General features: G+C 39.0%; 16 protein-coding genes. 11 read left to right on the top strand and 5 right to left on the bottom strand.

Annotated features, from left to right (window positions below):
* Nucleotides 1–245 precede the first annotated feature (245 nt).
* Nucleotides 246–821, bottom strand: a complete 576-nt coding sequence (lpcA, locus tag AC4MRQ_RS18475; protein WP_491199187.1) for a D-sedoheptulose 7-phosphate isomerase — start codon at nt 819–821, stop codon at nt 246–248.
* A gap of 101 nt (nt 822–922) precedes the next feature.
* Between lpcA and AC4MRQ_RS18470 the strand changes: the two genes are divergently transcribed.
* The 6 genes from AC4MRQ_RS18470 (at nt 923) to AC4MRQ_RS18445 (ending at nt 7,128) form a co-directional block, all read left to right on the top strand.
* Entirely contained in the window at nt 923–1,729 is an 807-nt protein-coding gene (locus tag AC4MRQ_RS18470) for an ion transporter (protein ID WP_491199186.1), read from the top strand.
* Between the two features lie 232 nt (nt 1,730–1,961).
* A complete protein-coding gene (locus tag AC4MRQ_RS18465; protein WP_491199185.1) occupies nt 1,962–2,291 on the top strand; it encodes a hypothetical protein in 330 nt (109 codons plus the stop codon).
* Nucleotides 2,292–2,337: 46 nt separating this feature from the next.
* Entirely contained in the window at nt 2,338–4,245 is a 1,908-nt protein-coding gene (gene mutL, locus AC4MRQ_RS18460; protein WP_491199184.1) for a DNA mismatch repair endonuclease MutL, read from the top strand.
* Between the two features lie 128 nt (nt 4,246–4,373).
* A complete protein-coding gene (locus AC4MRQ_RS18455) occupies nt 4,374–5,111 on the top strand; it encodes a rhomboid family intramembrane serine protease (protein WP_491199183.1) in 738 nt (245 codons plus the stop codon).
* A gap of 10 nt (nt 5,112–5,121) precedes the next feature.
* Complete coding sequence (locus AC4MRQ_RS18450) at nt 5,122–6,003, top strand: rhomboid family intramembrane serine protease (protein WP_491199182.1); 882 nt, start codon at nt 5,122–5,124, stop codon at nt 6,001–6,003.
* Between the two features lie 6 nt (nt 6,004–6,009).
* Nucleotides 6,010–7,128 (top strand): endonuclease/exonuclease/phosphatase family protein, encoded by a 1,119-nt coding sequence (locus AC4MRQ_RS18445; protein WP_491199181.1) that lies wholly within the window; start codon nt 6,010–6,012, stop codon nt 7,126–7,128.
* A gap of 361 nt (nt 7,129–7,489) precedes the next feature.
* On the opposite strand, the gene AC4MRQ_RS18440 is transcribed toward AC4MRQ_RS18445, so the two are convergent.
* The 4 genes from AC4MRQ_RS18440 to AC4MRQ_RS18425 are packed head-to-tail and all read right to left on the bottom strand — an operon-like array spanning nt 7,490 to nt 13,715.
* A complete protein-coding gene (locus tag AC4MRQ_RS18440; RefSeq protein ID WP_491199180.1) occupies nt 7,490–9,358 on the bottom strand; it encodes a glycoside hydrolase family 13 protein in 1,869 nt (622 codons plus the stop codon).
* Nucleotides 9,359–9,375: 17 nt separating this feature from the next.
* Nucleotides 9,376–11,385, bottom strand: a complete 2,010-nt coding sequence (locus AC4MRQ_RS18435) for a beta-L-arabinofuranosidase domain-containing protein (protein ID WP_491199179.1) — start codon at nt 11,383–11,385, stop codon at nt 9,376–9,378.
* Between the two features lie 4 nt (nt 11,386–11,389).
* Nucleotides 11,390–12,787 (bottom strand): sulfatase family protein, encoded by a 1,398-nt coding sequence (locus AC4MRQ_RS18430; protein ID WP_491199178.1) that lies wholly within the window; start codon nt 12,785–12,787, stop codon nt 11,390–11,392.
* Between the two features lie 19 nt (nt 12,788–12,806).
* A complete protein-coding gene (locus AC4MRQ_RS18425; protein WP_491199177.1) occupies nt 12,807–13,715 on the bottom strand; it encodes an alpha/beta hydrolase in 909 nt (302 codons plus the stop codon).
* 254 nt (nt 13,716–13,969) lie between these two features.
* Between AC4MRQ_RS18425 and AC4MRQ_RS18420 the strand changes: the two genes are divergently transcribed.
* The 5 genes from AC4MRQ_RS18420 to AC4MRQ_RS18400 form a co-directional block, all read left to right on the top strand.
* Nucleotides 13,970–15,040, top strand: a complete 1,071-nt coding sequence (locus AC4MRQ_RS18420) for a sensor histidine kinase (protein ID WP_491199176.1) — start codon at nt 13,970–13,972, stop codon at nt 15,038–15,040.
* A complete protein-coding gene (locus tag AC4MRQ_RS18415; RefSeq protein WP_491199175.1) occupies nt 15,037–15,759 on the top strand; it encodes a LytR/AlgR family response regulator transcription factor in 723 nt (240 codons plus the stop codon). The genes AC4MRQ_RS18420 and AC4MRQ_RS18415 overlap by 4 nt, the downstream gene beginning before the upstream one ends.
* Before the next feature lie 65 nt (nt 15,760–15,824).
* Nucleotides 15,825–16,823 (top strand): bifunctional heptose 7-phosphate kinase/heptose 1-phosphate adenyltransferase, encoded by a 999-nt coding sequence (locus AC4MRQ_RS18410; protein ID WP_491199174.1) that lies wholly within the window; start codon nt 15,825–15,827, stop codon nt 16,821–16,823.
* Between the two features lie 134 nt (nt 16,824–16,957).
* Complete coding sequence (locus AC4MRQ_RS18405; RefSeq protein ID WP_491199173.1) at nt 16,958–17,737, top strand: ParA family protein; 780 nt, start codon at nt 16,958–16,960, stop codon at nt 17,735–17,737.
* A 40-nt stretch (nt 17,738–17,777) separates the two neighbouring features.
* Nucleotides 17,778–18,295: ParB/RepB/Spo0J family partition protein (locus tag AC4MRQ_RS18400; RefSeq protein ID WP_491199172.1), on the top strand; the 518-nt coding region annotated here is incomplete at its 3' end.

Here is an 18,295-nt window from a genome sequence, read left to right as displayed (position 1 = left end):
ACTGCTAAATATGAAAATCTAATAGTGGGTCATGCATTGCACAAAATAGGAAGATTCTGATTAAAATGGAAAAGAAAGCATCTCCGGGAAAAGTAAAGCACTTAATGCGGGAATGCATCTTTAACCTGCAAGCTCAGCAGGCATTTCGATATGTCACCTTCCAAGTTGACGTTGATCCGGCATAATCATGATATAATAGCTTGGTTAAAGACATCAATAGCTTACACCTGATTAAAAAGAGACAATTATCTCACCAACGCTTCAATCTGCTGAATCAATACATGAATTACTTTTATATGGATTTCCTGAATTCGATCAGAATAGCCATTGTGAGGTGCACGTATCTCAATATCTGCCATATCGGCAAGCTGGCCACCTGACTTACCAGTTAATGCCACAACCTTCATGTTTTTGGACTTAGCAGCTTCCACTGCATTAATCACATTGGCTGAATTACCACTTGTGCTAATGGCTAATATTACATCGCCTGGCTTACCAACCGCCTCAATATAGCGCGAAAAAATATAATCAAAGCCATAATCGTTACCAACGCAGGTAATATGAGTCGGATCAGAGATAGCGATAGCAGCCAAACCTCGTCGATCATCTCTGAAACGTCCGGTTAGCTCTTCAGCAAAATGCATGGCATCACTCATTGAACCTCCATTGCCACATGAAATAACCTTACCTCCGTCTTTTATCGAATCTGCCATTAATTCAGCAGCAGCCATCATTTTATCCCAATTGCTTTCATCGTTAATAAAACTCGATAAAACCTCCTGTGCTACCTTGAACTCCTGAACTATATCTTCTCGTGTCATAACAATTTATTACGCGGTAAAAGTACAATGGCTTTTCTAAACTTAAAATTTTTTTAAGCTGAAAGGGTTTATATCTTTGAAAAGATACAAGTACAAAATCTATGAAATCAATCCAAAACCGATTATATCAAATAATTTTTGAAGCCGATACTAAAGTTGGTAAACGTTTTGACCTCTTCCTTATTTTTCTTATCCTTTTGAGTATTGCCATTGTCATGCTGGAGAGCGATGATAATCTATTGCCAGAATATAGTAAATGGCTTGTTGTAGCTGAGTGGGTTGTTACAGCATTGTTTACACTTGAATACTTTTTGCGCATTTGGATTGTTGATAAACCACGCAAATATATTTTCTCATTTTTTGGAATAATTGACTTACTGGCGATACTACCGTCTTATTTGGGTCTTTTTATCGGAGGTACTCAAATGTTGATTGTCGTGCGGGCACTGCGCTTAATTCGTGTCTTTAGAATATTGAAACTAACACGCTATGTAAAAGAAGCAAGTGCTCTTTGGTCTGCTTTAGTTACAGCCCGAAACAAGATTGGTGTGTTTTTGTTTGTCGTGCTCATATTGGTCATGATAATGGGTACTGTTATGTACATTATCGAAAATCCTCATAATAATGGATTCCAGAGTATTCCACACAGCGTTTATTGGGCTGTTGTTACGCTTACAACAGTTGGATATGGCGATATAGCGCCAATCACCATGTTTGGAAAATTTATTGCAGGTTGTATCATGATTATTGGTTATGCCATAATTGCTGTGCCAACGGGTATTGTAACAAGCGAGTTGGTAAAGGAAAGTCGTCGTCCGACCAATACTCGAATGTGTCCATCTTGTCTTGAAGAAGGTCATGAAGAAGAAGCTAAGTTTTGTAAGTACTGTGGTCAGTCCTTAGGCTAGGATTTACTCTTCACAATTATTGTTGATAAATCATTTTAAGCTAGATCATAGCTCTTTAAGCTGTGAATAACCTCACTGAATATCCGAGTTTTCTGTTTATTAATGATTACTTATTATCTTTGCATAGGTGCGGATGCAAACAATTAATTGTTGCACAGTTGTCAGGAGTTGAATTTCGTCACTTAGTATTGAGGTAAGTTATTTCAAATCCTGATTTTAAAACCAAAACAAGATGAAGTTTACATTTTCAAAAGTGGCTCGTCATCGTGTATTTCAACACGACCCGATTTATTATGACGAAAAAAAGGAGAAGCGTGAGGAGAGAGAAAGGCGGATAAAGGAGGAGCTTGGCCTTTTGTCTGATAAGGAGAAAGAAGAAGGATACGCCGATCGAATTCGGGGTGGTATGCGACGTCGGATGAAATCACACTATGAAGTAACCAGAAGTGAAAAAAGACGTTCAAATCTTCGTTTGGTAATCATTCTGATTGCCTTGATGATTTTAGGAGTTTACCTGGTTCAGGAAGGCATGGCATGGATGGAAACATTTTTTACTGAATAAACCCAACCTTAGACAATTAACTAACGATAAAGAAGAATCACAACACATGTCAAATGTAATACAGTTATTGCCTGATTCGGTTGCGAACCAAATTGCTGCCGGAGAGGTGATACAACGACCTGCATCGGTTATCAAAGAGCTAATGGAAAACGCGATTGATGCAGGGGCTACCGATGTCCAGGTAATCACCAAAGATGCAGGGAAAAGTCTGATACAAATTATTGATAATGGATGTGGTATGGCAGAGACTGATGCCCGAATGGCGTTTGAACGGCATGCTACATCAAAAATACGTGAGGCTAGTGATTTATTTGCTCTGCGTACTATGGGTTTTCGTGGAGAAGCCTTAGCCTCCATTGCAGCTATTGCACAGGTTGAACTAAAAACCAGAAGAGCAGAAGATGATCTGGGTGTTCAAATTAATATATCAGGTTCAGAGGTAGAATCACAGGAACCTGTTCAATGCCCGGTTGGTAGCCAGTTTTGCGTTAAAAACCTGTTTTATAATGTACCGGCCCGTCGACGTTTTCTTAAAAAGACTTCAACAGAACTGCGCCATATCATAAATGAATTTCAGCGTGTTGCGTTAGCCAATCCTCAGGTCGCACTTACTTTATTGCATAATGACGTACCAATGTTTTCATTACCTGCAGGAAATATTAAACAAAGGGTGGTAAATATGAACGGTAAGCAAATGGGAAATAACCTTATCCCCATTGATACCGACACAGTGATGGTGAAGATTACTGGTTTTATTGGTAAGCCGGAGATGGCAAAAAAAACCATGGGCGATCAGTTTTTCTTTGTGAACAATCGTTATATGAAACATCCATATCTGCATCGAGCAGTGATGGACGCTTACGATAATATCCTTCAACCAGAGACTATACCGGCTTATTTCATTTTTCTGGAAGTGGATCCTCAAATTGTGGATGTTAATATTCATCCAACCAAAACAGAGATAAAATTTGAAGACGAGCGTGCCATATGGCAAATATTAAGCGCCGCCATCCGTGAAAGTCTAGGTAAGTTCAATATGATGCCATCTATTGATTTTGATACAACAGATCAGGTTCATATTCCTGTAGGTAGCAACGATGCTGAATTAGTTGAACCAACAGTGGAGGTTAATCCCTTTTATAATCCCTTCGAAGAGGAGAAAAGGCAAAGCACAAATAATTATGGAGGCGGTGAAACTACTACTTTTCAATCAAAAGCATCAGCTCAGGGTTGGGATCAGCTATACGCAGATAGCCCAGGCAGCGAACTGCCAGACTTCTCGGCTTTAGCTAATTCCGAAATGGGAAAAGCCGAACAACCATTCGAAGAACAAACACCAGAGCCTGTTCAGCAAACCATCTTATCTTCGGGTGGAAGTGAAGAGGCAAGTAACAATACGCGTTTCTTTCAGTTGAAGAATCGGTATATTCTTACATCTGTGAAGTCGGGATTGATGATGATTGATCAAAAAAGAGCGCACGAGCGTATTGTTTTTGAAGGCTTTATCAGAACCTTACAAAGTGGCGCTTCCCTGTCGCAAAAGAGTCTTTTCCCTGAGGAACTGAATTTTGGTCCTGAAGAAATGAGTATGATCAATGAACTAATACCTGACTTACTCACTTTAGGTTTAGAATTGGAGCAGTGCAGTGATGAATCATTCAAGGTGTTATCAACACCAGCCGGTTTGGAACATGTTTCTGCAGCTCAATTGATTGATGGTATTTTAACCGATTTTAGAGATGGTGAAGTTGATCTGCAAAAAGAAGTAACCGAGCAAATTGCTACCTCTATGGCACAAAGGGCGGCTATTCCTTATGGAAAGCAATTGTCAGCCTTGGAAATGGGCGAGCTATTTGATCAGCTGTTTGCTTGCCAGGTACCAAATTTTTCGCCATCAGGCAAGACAATCATTTCCATTATGGATTTGGATGAGATGCAAAAACGCTTTATCTAACTAATGTCATTTTGACAGAACGATAAGACAGGTGTAATAACAAAAGACCGGCTTACGCGTTAATTTATTAAGAATAACAAATTGGCATCGAAGTTGTAGCCAATGCGAAGTAACCAAAAATTAAAGAGATGAACTATCGTCCATCACCTTTCGCAGGATTACCTCCTGTAACCAAAAACTTGTTAATCATTAATGCCTTATTTCTACTGGCCACTTGGGTTGTTAGAAACACATTTGGTGTTGATCTTAACAGTTATCTTGGTTTATATTTCCCACTATCAGAAAATTTTCACCCGGCGCAATTCGGAACCTACATGTTTATGCATGCCGATTTGATGCATTTGTTCTTTAATATGTTTGCGCTTTTTATGTTTGGGCGCGTATTAGAAACCTACTGGGGACCTAAGAAATTTTTCTTGTATTATATCATCACAGGGGTTGGAGCGGCAGTTATTCAATTGATTTTTAAATACATTGATTACAATAGCGCTATTTCATTACTAACAGAAGAGCAAGTTGCTATAGTATTCGAACAAGGAGCACAAGCTTTACGTGAATATAAAAACTTTACCAATCCAGATATGGCAAAGTTTAATATTGTATTAAACAGTTCGATGGTAGGAGCCTCCGGTGCAGTGTTTGGCATCTTGTTGGCATTTGGCATGTTATTCCCCAATACAGAGTTGATGCTATTATTCCCTCCAATTCCTATTAAAGCCAAATACTTTGTGATAATATATGGTGTAGTTGAGCTATTTATGGGTGTAGCCAACTTCTCATTTGATAATGTGGCACATTGGGCACATTTGGGTGGTATGATTTTTGGTTTTATCTTAATCAAATATTGGGATAAAAAAGGCTTATAAAAATTAAGTAATGGGAATACTAGACGAAATAAAGCAATCGTACAAGCAAGGTGGAGCTTTAATTAAATTGATTTATATCAATATTGCTGTATTTGTAATATTACGTCTTCTTCAGATACCTTTCAGCCTAGGCTTAGGTAGTTTAGGTGATTTTTCTTTGTTAACTTGGTTATCCACACCCGCGGATTTAACTGCTTTGTTGTTTAAACCTTGGACACTGTTAACATATATGTTTGTGCACTATGACTTTTTGCACATTCTGTTCAACATGCTGTATTTATATTGGTTTGGAAGGATTTTTCTTGAATTTCTGAATCCTCGCCAATTATTAGGTGTCTATATTCTTGGAGGTTTGACAGGTGTTCTCTTTTACCTTGTAAGTTATAATCTGATTCCTATTTTTCAGGAGCAAGTACCAATTGCTATTTTGATGGGGGCATCTGGTTCTGTTATGGCAATACTATTTGCCATTGCCCGATATGCACCTGAACATAAAATGCACCTGTTGTTTTTTGGGGCTGTTCGCCTTAAATATATTGCTTTGATTGCCTTGATACTTGATTTAATCAGTATTCCTCAATTGGAGAATACTGGTGGTATAATTACCCACCTTGGCGGCGCTGCATTTGGTTATCTTTATGGATCATCTATTTCAAAAGGAACAGATATGACATTAGGATTTAATCGTTTGATGGATCGGCTTGTTGCCTGGTTCAAACCAAAATCAAGGCTTAAGGTAACGCATCGTCGACCAATGACAGATATGGAATTTAATGCGCGTAAGATTAATCAACAAAAAGAAATTGATCGTATCTTAGAGAAAATCAAAGCCAGTGGCTATGATAGTTTAAGCAAAGAAGAAAAGCAAACATTGTTTGACGCCAGTAAATAACCAGCCTTGTTACGACGTTTTTTCAAATCAATAGTGACCATCATTAGCCTTATTGCGGCGGGAGTGTTACTATTCTCTGTCCTAACAGCCTATATTAGTCCCGAGCGTATTTCGGTATTGGCATTTATGGGCTATGGATTTCCTTTATTTTGGTTTGTTAATTTTCTATTATTCGCATTTTGGCTGGTTAAGCGGCGTTGGCAATTTTTAATTCCCTTAATTGCTATCATTATTACCTGGTCACAGTGGAGTCATACCTTCCGGTGGAAAACTGTCGAAATGGATTCCACAGAAATGTCGCGACCACTTAAGGTCATGAGTTTTAATGCACGCATGTTCGATTATTACCAATGGATTGGTGATAATACCAATGAGAAGATTTTTGATCTTATACGAAAAGAAAACCCGGATATATTGTGTATTCAAGAGTTTGTTACATCAAAGTACAAAGAATCCTATGACGAAAACTACATTCAGCGTCGATTAAATCAGCTCCGTTATAAGCATATTGAGTACCACTCGGGAAGTAACCACAGACGCAATTTTGGCCTGGTCACATTTAGTAAATATCCGATTGTTGAAAAACACAGCCTAAAGTTTGAGCACTCTAACAACTTTAGCATATATACTGATATAAAAGTCGATAAAAAGCGGATTCGTATTTTCAACAACCATCTCGAATCGATCAAATTTAATAAGCAACAACTCAACTTCCTAGACAGTTTAAACTATCAGGATAAGAAAGATCGTAACGAAAAAATAAAGGAGATCAGTCATAAATTAAGTACTGCATTCGAGCACCGGGCCACCCAGGCCGAAACCATTGGTCAATACATTGCCAATTCACCTTACCCGCCTATTGTTTGCGGAGATTTTAATGATACACCGGTATCATATGTATATCGTAAGATGCGCGGCAAGTTAAAGGATGCTTTTGTTGAATCGGGGCGAGGCTTTGGTGGAACTTATAATGGCCCGCTGCCTTCATTCCGTATTGATTTTATCTTTCATGATAAACAATTTAACTCTTATAATTTCAATCGCATAAAGGTTGATTTATCTGATCATTATCCGATTATAACAACAATTGATCTAAGCCCTGAGGGAACTGAGGCAAACAAATGAACCATTATCCGGCTAGAAGTTCGCGGTGTATTTTTCAATGCACATAGCGATGTTTTAATGAATCAGGCCTTAACTATTTAGTTAAAATAAATTTCGAGAATGAAACACTACATGACTAAATAGTTATTGACCATTTAAGAACTAAAATCAACCTTAACTAAATAGTCATGACAAAAAACAAGAGTAAAATACCCGATAATTATTTAGTCACGATATTAAAAAATAACAAAACCCAACTACATAGTACTTCCACTTGCAGTTGGGTTTAATCTATTAGTTGACGTGGATTTGCAATTGTGCCTTTTAGCTATATTCTTTTAACACCGATTACAAATCGGCACTCGCAAATTAGGCTCCATCCTTACTTCTCAATCTCCACAAGTAAGAAAGAGCGTCCTTCAACTTTTACGGTTTCTCCGGCCAACGATACTTTTTTACCATTTATTACATCTAGTCCTTCCGCGACATCTCCAATCACCTCATCTTTAAAAGGCAGGATATTAACATCTTTGGCTTCTGAGTTTTTATTCATGATCAACATCACAACTGTTTCATCGTCATAACGGAATAAAGTATAAAGACCATTGGCATGCGTAGGGGCAAAGTGCTTTAAGCAGCCGTTATGAACAGCATCGGACGTTTTACGCCAGTTTAACAATGTCTTGGTAAATTGCTGAGCTTCTTTCTGATCAGCAGTTAAACCTTCACTGGTAAAGGCATTGACTGTGTGATCGTCCCAACCACCTGGGTATTCAGCGCGTATTTCTCCATGAGAATCAGAATTAGGATTCGTCATCAATATCTCTGTTCCGTAATAAATCTGTGGAATACCACGCGTTACAGCAATGTAGGCCATACCCATTTTGAACATATCAAAGTCTTCATTAATCTGTGTGTAGAAACGGTTCATATCATGGTTATCGGGGAAAGTAACCAGCTGTGAAGGATCAGCATATAAATGGTCATCAGCTAATGTTTGATATAACTTCACCAGACCTTGTCCCCACTGGCTGTCATCTTCATTTAAAGCCTTAACCAACGCCTCTTGCAACGGGAAATCAAAAACGCCCGGCATGTATGACACATAACCATCCGCATTGATCTTATCTTTTTGCCAATAAGCAACAATGGCTGGATTGGTACTCCACTCCTCACCCACAATATTAAAATTTGGATACTCTTCCATTACTCGGCGTGTCCACTCGCTCATAAATTCCTTGTCAGGATAAGGATATGTATCCATGCGGATTCCATCCAGATCAGCATATTCAATCCACCAAATGGTATTGTAGATCAGGTAATCGGCCATTAAGGGATTGCGCTGATTTAAATCAGGCATTGACTCCACAAACCAACCGTCGGCATGATTGCGCTTATCGTAATCAGTGGCATATGGATCCATATTGCTTTCGCGCAAATGAGTAGTTACCTGCCATCCATCCTGAAAATTCAACCAGTCATCAGTGGGTAAGTCATTCATCCACCAATGCTCGGAACCACAGTGGTTCATAATCATATCAATCACTAGTTTCATATCGCGCTTCTTCAGTTCTTTTGATAATCTCACATAATCATCATTGGTACCGTGACGTGCATCCGTCTTGTAAAAATCAGTAATCGCATAGCCGTGATACGAACCACTTTTCATATCATTCTCCATCACCGGATTCAACCACAAAGTGGTGTAGCCCATGTCTTCGATGTAATCCAGACTCTGAATAATACCAGCTAAATCACCGCCGTGGCGTCCAAAATCATCAGAACGGTTAAGCCCTTCTTTCATACCTTCTACCTCATCGTTGGAAGTATCCCCATTCACAAAACGGTCAGGCGTAATCAGGTACATCACATCAGAAGTATTATAACCTTGGCGCATGGCCGAATCTTCTTTGCGTTGCTTTAACTCATACTTATAGGTCAGTACAGTTTTATTTTTGCGCTTAAAAGCAATATCAAAGCTACCGGCTTTAACTTCCTTATCAATATTGAGGTATAAAAACAGATAGTTGGGTGATTTAACATGAACCGTGCGCTCCAAAGAAACGCCATCGAAATTAATCTCGGGACGCAATTCGGAGATACCTTCTCCATAAACCAATAATTGTAACTCAGGATTTTCCATGCCAGCCCACCAGAAAGCAGGCTCTAATCGGTCAATCTTATAGGCGGCCGATGCTGAAATACTTGAAACAAGTAGTATAGTAGCCAATAATAATCTGAATGTTTTCATATTACAGTATTAAGTTTCTAATTGATTTCTTCAAAAGTTAATTGGCGAAGTATGGTGTTGCCAATTGGCACCAGCCGTACCTGCTCTTCTGTTGTGGTTTCTTTATTATAAAGAGTTCCTTCGAGATACATGCTTGTACCCCATCCGAAACTTGCACCACTATTGACCAACCTGAATTCACTTCCCGAATACACCCACTTCTCAGCATTATCAGCTGATTCATACATCACATTTCGAAAATCATTTATTTCGAAATCCTTCACGGACTTTTCTTCTCCATTTAATGGCAAGGCATAAGCAAGCGGACCATTGCTGAAATAAACATCTCCTGCCAAATCAGTTTGTTTTTGCGTAGATGCTTCAAACTTAATTTCCAGACTTTCTGTGCCATTCCAGACTTTATTTATGGTAATCCAGCCAGCTTCATCAGCTATATATTCTCCGGGAATATTAATTGAATAAGCTGTTGCCCAACCTGGCTTTCTGAGCTTTAGTTCCATTTCAAGCGGCTCAGACACTTCAATACTAAATCTTGATTCCAGATTAAATGGATAATCAGATACTTCTGAAACAGAAACCCTGATTCCATTTATAGTATCATTCAGTTGGCTGGCCCCATAAAGTGTTTTTGCCAAACCCTTATCGGTTTTCATCCACATGGCTTTGACGTAGTACGGAAAGATACGACCGGCATTAGGCACACAACATACCGCTACATCCTGGTGGGCCGGTGAATATTTATACCTTGTCTCAGGATGATCCTTTTTCTTGTTATCATCAGGCTGAAGCTCTCCAACCATCGAAGAAGAATTATCCGTTTTGCAATACGCAATAGAACTTTCGTGCGGATGGCGTGCAGCCTGAGCAGCATTAAACAGGATCCATTCGATACGGTCACCCCATTGTGATTCACCTGTTTTCTGCAATAGATGCGTATACGAATCTAACAATTCATGAATGGAGCAATATTCATAACCTGTTAAAGAGGCATCGGCATGACGTTCAGCCACCCATTCATCACCGATAGGACCTCCAGTTGGTGTGAGACACGAGTCGAGTTTTATCAAATAAGCTGACAAAGCTTTCTTCAGATACTCGTTACCGGTGGCATAATACGATGTCAATAACGAACGAAGATGCTCATAAGTATGCACTCCATGGCCTTTGAACTTGTATTTCGGATCCAGCAGATTATCAACATGAATATCCACTTCACTCAACTCGTACTTGTTATAATCTTCAAACAGCCAAACGGCATAATCCAGATATATTTCTTTGTTGGTGTGATGGTACAGGCGATCGAGTACATCGGTAAACATTAGTCCATGACCAACCCCGGCATATGGTTTTTCTACATCAAAAGGTTTTGAATCGCCTATGGGATAAGCCTTCATCGTAACAGCCACTGCTTTTTCAATAGCCTCTAAAACAGATTGTTTTCCTGTCGACTCATAGTAAGCCAGTAATACCCGAAACAGTGAAGCCTGTGCCCAAAGTTCACCATTCTCACCACTGAAATTATAACGCAAGTCAGGCGCATAAATCCCCATGTAACCATCCTCATCCTGGTAAGAAAGCAGTTGCTCTGTAATCTGGTGGCATTTATTGATATATTCCTGATTACCTGTCAAAAAGGCATTATGAAATAAGCCATCGCGCCAGTTCGATTGTGTTTCACTGTTCCACCAAAGGTATTGCACTTCCCAATCGGCATCCTGACCGATCGTTCCCACATCTTTTGATTTCACTTTTTTAGTCAGACGATCGGCTCCGTAAATATCATCCTCGATAATCAAATCCGGAACCAACTGATCCAAATAACCTACAAAGCCTTCTTCCAGATCGTGCTTCATCTGATTAAGCATCCAACCTTGCGGTTTAATGGTGCCAAGGTCTAACCAATGCATCTCTTGTTTCACAATGCGGACTTTATCAAAGCGCCTCTTCTCAACCTTTTCTGACTTGGAACAACTTGCAAATAAACATGCCATAAACAGTAATATTGATAGTAACTTCAGATTTCTCATCACTTTACATTTTTATATAATCCCTGACAAAATAATTTCCCAGACCTTCCTTCTCCATCCATCCACTTAAAACTTTATGTGCTTGTTTCGATATCTTTTTATAATCAGTATGATGATAGACATTGGTGGTTTCATCCGGATCATTTTTCAGATCAAAAAGAATGCGGTATTCTTCATCACCAAACTGACTGATAATGTATTTATAATCACCAAAACGCACCATTCGGCCATTAAAGTTTTCGGAAAAGACATAATCAAATCCTCCAGCACTACCTGTACAATTGGCTTTAAAACTCTTCCCGTCAAAATCTGTCGATGATTCAATCCCACAGAAATCAAGCATTGTTGGCAACAAATCAACACTGCCAACAAAAGAAGTGTTATCATCTGTCTGTGCTTCAATCTTGGACGGATATTTTATGATTAAAGGTGTTTTAGCTGACTCTTCGTAAAAGATCGTTTTGGCAATTAATCCGTGACTTCCCATCATCTCCCCGTGGTCAGCAGTAAATATCACCAATGTATTATCTTCTAACCCACTGTCTTTAATAGCTTTCAAAACATGACCAACCTGCCGGTCCGTATTTTCCATCAACAACTGATAAGTAGCGATATACTGACGCCATTCCGTTTCTGTCCGATCAGCTAAATCTTTAAACATATAATCATTGGAATCAATCATTCCGTCCACATATTCTACAGAATGATTTTCAGGTAACTGCGGTCGCTCCTGAAATCGCAGATAGGGTTCACTATCATCGCGGCAGAAGAAGATTGCATCTGCATAACTGGCTCCTTTTAATTTTCCTCCTAAAACTTTACAGATATCATGCGGATTAATCAGGGAAAGGGTCAAATAAAATGGCTTATTATGCTCCTGTTGAATAAACTCTGCGGCATCGCTTGTAAATACAGGATCATAAGCAGAACCTTCACCCAACATCCCGCCACCGGTATATTTCATACTGCCAAAATTATCGATACCTCGCCAACCGTACCCGCCAGCATGTTCTTTACCAAAGAATGCCGTATTGTAACCGTTTTCTTTAAAGATTTCACCCATCGTTTTTGCATCCTGCTTAATGGGCAATTCGCCAATGGTGTGATGATAAATCTCCTCATTATCAACCAAACCGTGATTATGCGGCATCAAACCAGTGTAAAAACTTGCTCGTGCAGGACAACACAATGGAAATGAGCTATAACTGTTTTCAAATCGCATCCCCTCGGATGCCAGCTTATCAATGTTTGGTGTCTCAATTCCGTTGGCATAATCACCAGAACCATCCACTATACGCGTTGACCACTGATCAACAACGATAAAAACAACATTTGGACGCTCCTGAGCATTCAGTAAACTAAGACTGAAAACAATTATGAAAATAGATATAACAGACTTCATACATTAACTCGTTTTAATTTCACCTCTGATTCTTTCTGAGCATAAACTCCAAAGGTATATGTAAGCGTTTCCACCAGGCATCTTCTGTATGAGGCTCTCCCTCAAACTTCTCAGACTTGAAACTTTTGTCCTTCACAAAACCATGTTTTACCATCATTCTATCAACTTTCAACTGATATGGCTCATACAAGGCATCAAGCGTGGCAGTACCATAATCAAAGTAAATGCGATGCGTTTTAGGATTGGGTAAGTTCTGTGCTAGATAATTGAGTACAATACCTTCAGTTGCCGGCCAGTGTGTACTCATACAAACAGCTCCTCCAAATATTCCTGGGTATTCACAGATAGCATAAGCACTGATTAAACCTCCCATACTTGAACCCATAATAAAGGTATTTGCTTTATCAGCCTTAGTGCTGTAATGACTATCGACAAAAGGCTTTAGCTCACGAACGATAAAACGTAAATAATTATCGGCCAATAAACCATGCTCCGATTCTACAGGATTATTATACACTTCTTCTTTATTGAGGATCTCCTGTTGTCTATCTTTTGAAATCATCTCCCACGAGCGTTGTGGAAAATACTCTGAATTACGCTTATCGCCGTTGTTCCAAATGCCAACAACGATACAATCACGTATGCGCCTATTTTTAGTTAAAGTATTGATAACTTCATCAACGCCCCATTCCTGATTATTCCAGGTGGTTGACGCATCAAACAGCATCTGACCGTCATGCATATACAATACGGCGTATTGCTTATCGGCAGAATACGCATCAGGTAACCAGATATCTACATTTCGGGCATCGACAAATTCTGATTGGAATAAAGCGTGACGTACCACTTTACCGGCTGAGACCTTAACATCTTGTGCTTGCATGTTGGCCAGTATTGAAACAAAGAATAACAGTAAGACTATTCGCATGACAATTTGAATTAATATCGCCACATAAAATGAACATGTAAGTTCATGACGATTGATTACATTGTCAAATCAAAATAAACAAAGCAGTTAAAGCAATTTTTACGGACAAACAACCAAGATTGAGGTACAAACAGCAAGTGTTAGGTTCTGCCCTGCTCTTATATATGAACTTTTGTCCATAGAAAATGACCGTCTGTCCTTAAAATAAGTTGAACCCGATATAATTATGTAATTTGGTCGTACATTAACAACATATGCAAATACTCGCAAACAATACCGCGCTATTGGCAAGGCTTATCAACAACCGATGGTTTCAACACATTGGTTACTGGGTGGCTTTTGTCCTCTTTTTTGCTTTTGCCTGGGGCACTCACGATGATAATTATTTCAAAACCTTAAGCGTTGAACTCATCAACCTACCAATAAAGGTCGCGCTGGTCTATGCTGTCATCTATTTCTTATTCCCACGTTTTCTGTTTAAGGGTAAGATCTGGTCATTCATTGTCCTTTTCTTGTTAGTGATTTTAATGGCAGCCATCCTTCAACGCATTAATGACAACCTGATTATTGTTGATACTTTTTTTCCGGAATGGAGCAAAGAACCAACGCTTAACATTGTGCACCTGGTTCGTGGAGCCGTCAACATCAGTTCCGTTCTGGCCATTCCAATGACGGTGAAAGTCATGGAGCATCTTTCAAATGTTCAACAACGGGAACAAACACTTGCAAAAGATAAGCTGGAAGCAGAGTTAATCTTCCTGAAAAACCAGGTTCAACCGCATTTCCTGTTTAATACACTCAATAGCCTGTACGCTTTAATTCTTAAGAAATCGGATCAATCGCTGGAAGTCCTTCTAAAACTATCGGAGTTATTGCGCTATATGTTATATGAAACTAATGTACCGCAAGTTCTGCTCAACAAAGAAATTGACAGCCTTAAAAGCTATATCGAACTGGAGAAAATCCGATATGGTAACCGGGTTGATATCAGCATCAACATTTGGGGAGACACTAATGGCTATAGAATTGCGCCCATGCTGATTATTCCATTCCTTGAAAACAGTTTTAAGCACAGCACCCGTGGTTTTAACGGGATGGCCTGGATAACCATTGAACTCGGCTGTAAGGATGATGGTCATATGATTTTAAAGGTGGAGAACAGTATTCCTGAAATCAAAACGGAATCACCGGCCGCCAGTGGAATTGGCTTAAATAATGTGCAACGACGCCTTAATTTATTATACAAGGATAACTACGAGCTAAAGATAAATCCGAATGAAGATTCTTATCTTGTTGTATTAAAACTTAAACTCAACAAACGATGAGTAAAATAAGGTGTTTGATTGTTGATGATGAAGAATTGGCTGTTGATATTATTGCTGAATACATTCGTAGACTTGACAACCTGGAGTTGGAGGGAACTTGCAACAATGCCATGGACGCGCTTCAGTTTATGAACGAACAAACCATTGATTTGCTTTTTCTGGATATTCAAATGCCAGGTCTTACTGGTTTGGAATTAATTCGTAGCATGCCCAAGCGACCCGAGGTGATTTTTACCACTGCCTATTCGGAGTATGCCCTCGAAGGCTTTGAACTGGAAGCCCTCGACTACCTTGTAAAACCAATTCCCTTCGAACGGTTTATTAAAGCGATCAACCGTTATTTCAAACTTCATCAGAAAAAAGAGATACCTCAAACTACCAGAGATACACCTTCCAATGCCTTCATCTTTGTCAAATCAGAAAAGATGATGGTTAAAATAATACTGCGCGAAATCAATTACATCGAAAGCATCCGTAATTATGTATCAATATACCTAACTAATGGAAGGGAAATTGTAACAATGAATACCATCAGTAATATTGAAGAACGCCTGCCTGAAACTTTATTTCTCAGAATTCATCGCTCATTTATTATCAATATCGATAAAATTGAAAGTTATATGTGTGGCAGTGTAAAAATTGCCGGGCAGAACATTCCAATAGGCAGAAACTATAAAGGCAAGATTCAATTAATATTAAATAAAAATAGTATTGACTAATCCGGTGATACATTCATTTTCTACAACTAACCCAATTTCCTATCTTTGCGCCAAAAGAACAGGTCATGACAAGAAAGGAGCTTACTCAGGTTTTTGATGCATTTGACCAGATGCATATTTTAATTATTGGCGATGTAATGGTTGATTCTTATCTCTGGGGTGACGTTAATCGCATATCACCAGAAGCTCCTGTGCCAATATTAGCGACCAGTGAGAGAGAAAACCGACTGGGAGGTGCGGCAAACGTAGCATTGAATATTCAGTCTTTAGGGGCAAAGCCTATTCTCTGTTCGGTAATTGCCAACGACGAAGCTGGTGAAACATTCAGACAACTACTTTCAGAAAATAACTTACCTGAACAAGGTATTATCTCAGCCAGTCAACGAAAAACAACAGTTAAGACACGTATCATCAGTCAAAATCAACACTTATTAAGGATTGATGAAGAAGAGAATGGTCCCCTAAATGCAAAATTGGAACAAAAACTTCAGTCGCATATTGAGGATTTGCTGAATACCTATAAGATTGATGCCATCATATTTGAAGACTATGATAAAGGGGTGCTAACACCATCAACAATTGCAAACGCAGTTAAATTAGCACAGGATAAAGGCATTCCAACGCTTGTGGATCCTAAAAAACGTAACTTCCTCGAATACGGAAATGTCACATTCTTCAAACCTAATTTGAAGGAATTTAGGGAGGGTGCCAAAATAGAAGTAAATGGTAGCGATCAGAATGCCTTAAAAATAGCAGCCCGCAAGTTTGTTAAAGAACAAAACATCAGACACTTTATGGTTACCATGGCCGAGAAAGGAGTAATGATTTTAAATGAGCAAAAGCATTATTTCATACCAGCAGAAGTAAGGGACATTGCAGATGTGTCAGGTGCAGGCGATACGGTTATAAGCGTGAGTGCTTTATGCCTGGCTTCGGGCTTAAGTGAAAAATTAGTAGCTGGTATTGCCAATATGGCCGGTGGACTTGTTTGCGAACACTCGGGTGTTGTTCCCATTGACAAACAAGAATTATTAGACGAGTGCTTCGAGAAACTCACTAGTTAGGCTCAAAAAAATTGAAACATCAGGTATTTTTCTGCGTAGCTAAGCTATATATTTGAGAAAATTTTATCTTTGGCTTTCAGAACAAAAAATACCATTTTGTAGCCCTTAAATTCAACATTAAAAAACACCTTAATATGGCAAAAATAATTGCTCTTGCAAATCAAAAAGGAGGAGTTGGAAAAACAACTACAGCAATAAATCTGGCTGCAAGTCTGGCTGTATTAGAACATAAAGTGCTAATTGTAGATGCTGATCCTCAGGCTAATGCCACTTCAGGTCTTGGATTTGATTTGCGAGAAGTTGAAAATAGCATTTACGAGTGTATCGTTGATGGAACAGATCCTAAGGAAGCTACATTGGAAACCGAAATTGAGCATTTACATGTATTGCCATCACACATTGATTTGGTAGGTGCCGAAATTGAGATGTTGAATTTGCCAGATCGCGAGAAGGTATTGAGCAAAGTATTGGAACAAGTGCGTGATGCTTACGATTTTATTTTAATAGATTGTTCTCCATCGCTTGGATTAATCACTGTAAATGCATTAACTGCTGCCGACTCGGTTATTATTCCTGTGCAATGCGAATACTTTGCCCTTGAAGGACTTGGTAAGTTATTAAATACAATAAAGATCATCCAAAGTCGTTTAAATCCTGAACTGGAAATTGAAGGCTTCCTTTTAACGATGTTCGATTCACGTCTAAACCTTTCAAATCAGGTTGTGGAAGAAGTACAACGTCATTTCCAGGATATGGTTTTCGAAACTCTGGTATCGCGTAACATTAAACTGAGTGAAGCTCCAAGTTATGGAAAAGCTGTTGTAATGTATGACGCAACTTCAAAAGGAGCAGTTAATTACCTTAATCTGGCACGGGAACTTTTAAAGAAAAACAATCTGGCTGTTAAAAACTAAGCAGACAAACAAATAATAGATATTAACGGGAATTAGAAAGATGGCAAGAAAGAACGCTTTAGGACGTGGATTGGGAGCATTAATTGAAAATGCAGATGAAGTAACTCAAAAAAGAGAGACGAAGCCTGCTGCATCAATTAATGAGATAGATATTAACAAGATTGAAGTTAATCCCTGGCAACCACGTACCAAGTTTGATCAGGAGCGTTTAAACGAACTTTCTGAATCTATCAAACAAATTGGTATTGTTCAGCCATTGACCCTTCGTAAAATTGGTCCGGATAAATACCAGTTAATTGCAGGGGAACGTCGTTTCAGGGCTTCTAAATTGGCAGGGTTAACCAAAGTACCTGCTTATGTAAGAACGGCTGATGATGATACGATGCTAGAGATGGCACTGGTTGAGAATATTCAGCGTGAAGATCTTGACCCGATTGAAGTAGCTATTAGTTATCAGCGACTAATTGAAGAGTGTAATCTGACTCAGGAAAGCATGTCAGAACGAGTTGGTAAAAAACGATCAACAATTGCCAACTACCTGCGATTGCTTAAATTACC

The organism is Carboxylicivirga sp. (assembly GCF_982718395.1).
This window is presented reverse-complemented; position numbering and strand designations above follow the sequence as displayed.

Bases quoted from the DNA above. Each gene is read 5' to 3' on its own strand.
- lpcA (WP_491199187.1), bottom strand. From the start codon at position 821: ATGACACGAGAAGATATAGTTCAGGAGTTCAAGGTAGCACAGGAGGTT.
- AC4MRQ_RS18470 (WP_491199186.1), top strand. From the start codon at position 923: ATGAAATCAATCCAAAACCGATTATATCAAATAATTTTTGAAGCCGAT.
- AC4MRQ_RS18465 (WP_491199185.1), top strand. From the start codon at position 1,962: ATGAAGTTTACATTTTCAAAAGTGGCTCGTCATCGTGTATTTCAACAC.
- mutL (WP_491199184.1), top strand. From the start codon at position 2,338: ATGTCAAATGTAATACAGTTATTGCCTGATTCGGTTGCGAACCAAATT.
- AC4MRQ_RS18455 (WP_491199183.1), top strand. From the start codon at position 4,374: ATGAACTATCGTCCATCACCTTTCGCAGGATTACCTCCTGTAACCAAA.
- AC4MRQ_RS18450 (WP_491199182.1), top strand. From the start codon at position 5,122: ATGGGAATACTAGACGAAATAAAGCAATCGTACAAGCAAGGTGGAGCT.
- AC4MRQ_RS18440 (WP_491199180.1), bottom strand. From the start codon at position 9,358: ATGAAAACATTCAGATTATTATTGGCTACTATACTACTTGTTTCAAGT.
- AC4MRQ_RS18435 (WP_491199179.1), bottom strand. From the start codon at position 11,385: ATGAGAAATCTGAAGTTACTATCAATATTACTGTTTATGGCATGTTTA.
- AC4MRQ_RS18430 (WP_491199178.1), bottom strand. From the start codon at position 12,787: ATGAAGTCTGTTATATCTATTTTCATAATTGTTTTCAGTCTTAGTTTA.
- AC4MRQ_RS18425 (WP_491199177.1), bottom strand. From the start codon at position 13,715: ATGCGAATAGTCTTACTGTTATTCTTTGTTTCAATACTGGCCAACATG.
- AC4MRQ_RS18420 (WP_491199176.1), top strand. From the start codon at position 13,970: ATGCAAATACTCGCAAACAATACCGCGCTATTGGCAAGGCTTATCAAC.
- AC4MRQ_RS18415 (WP_491199175.1), top strand. From the start codon at position 15,037: ATGAGTAAAATAAGGTGTTTGATTGTTGATGATGAAGAATTGGCTGTT.
- AC4MRQ_RS18410 (WP_491199174.1), top strand. From the start codon at position 15,825: ATGACAAGAAAGGAGCTTACTCAGGTTTTTGATGCATTTGACCAGATG.
- AC4MRQ_RS18405 (WP_491199173.1), top strand. From the start codon at position 16,958: ATGGCAAAAATAATTGCTCTTGCAAATCAAAAAGGAGGAGTTGGAAAA.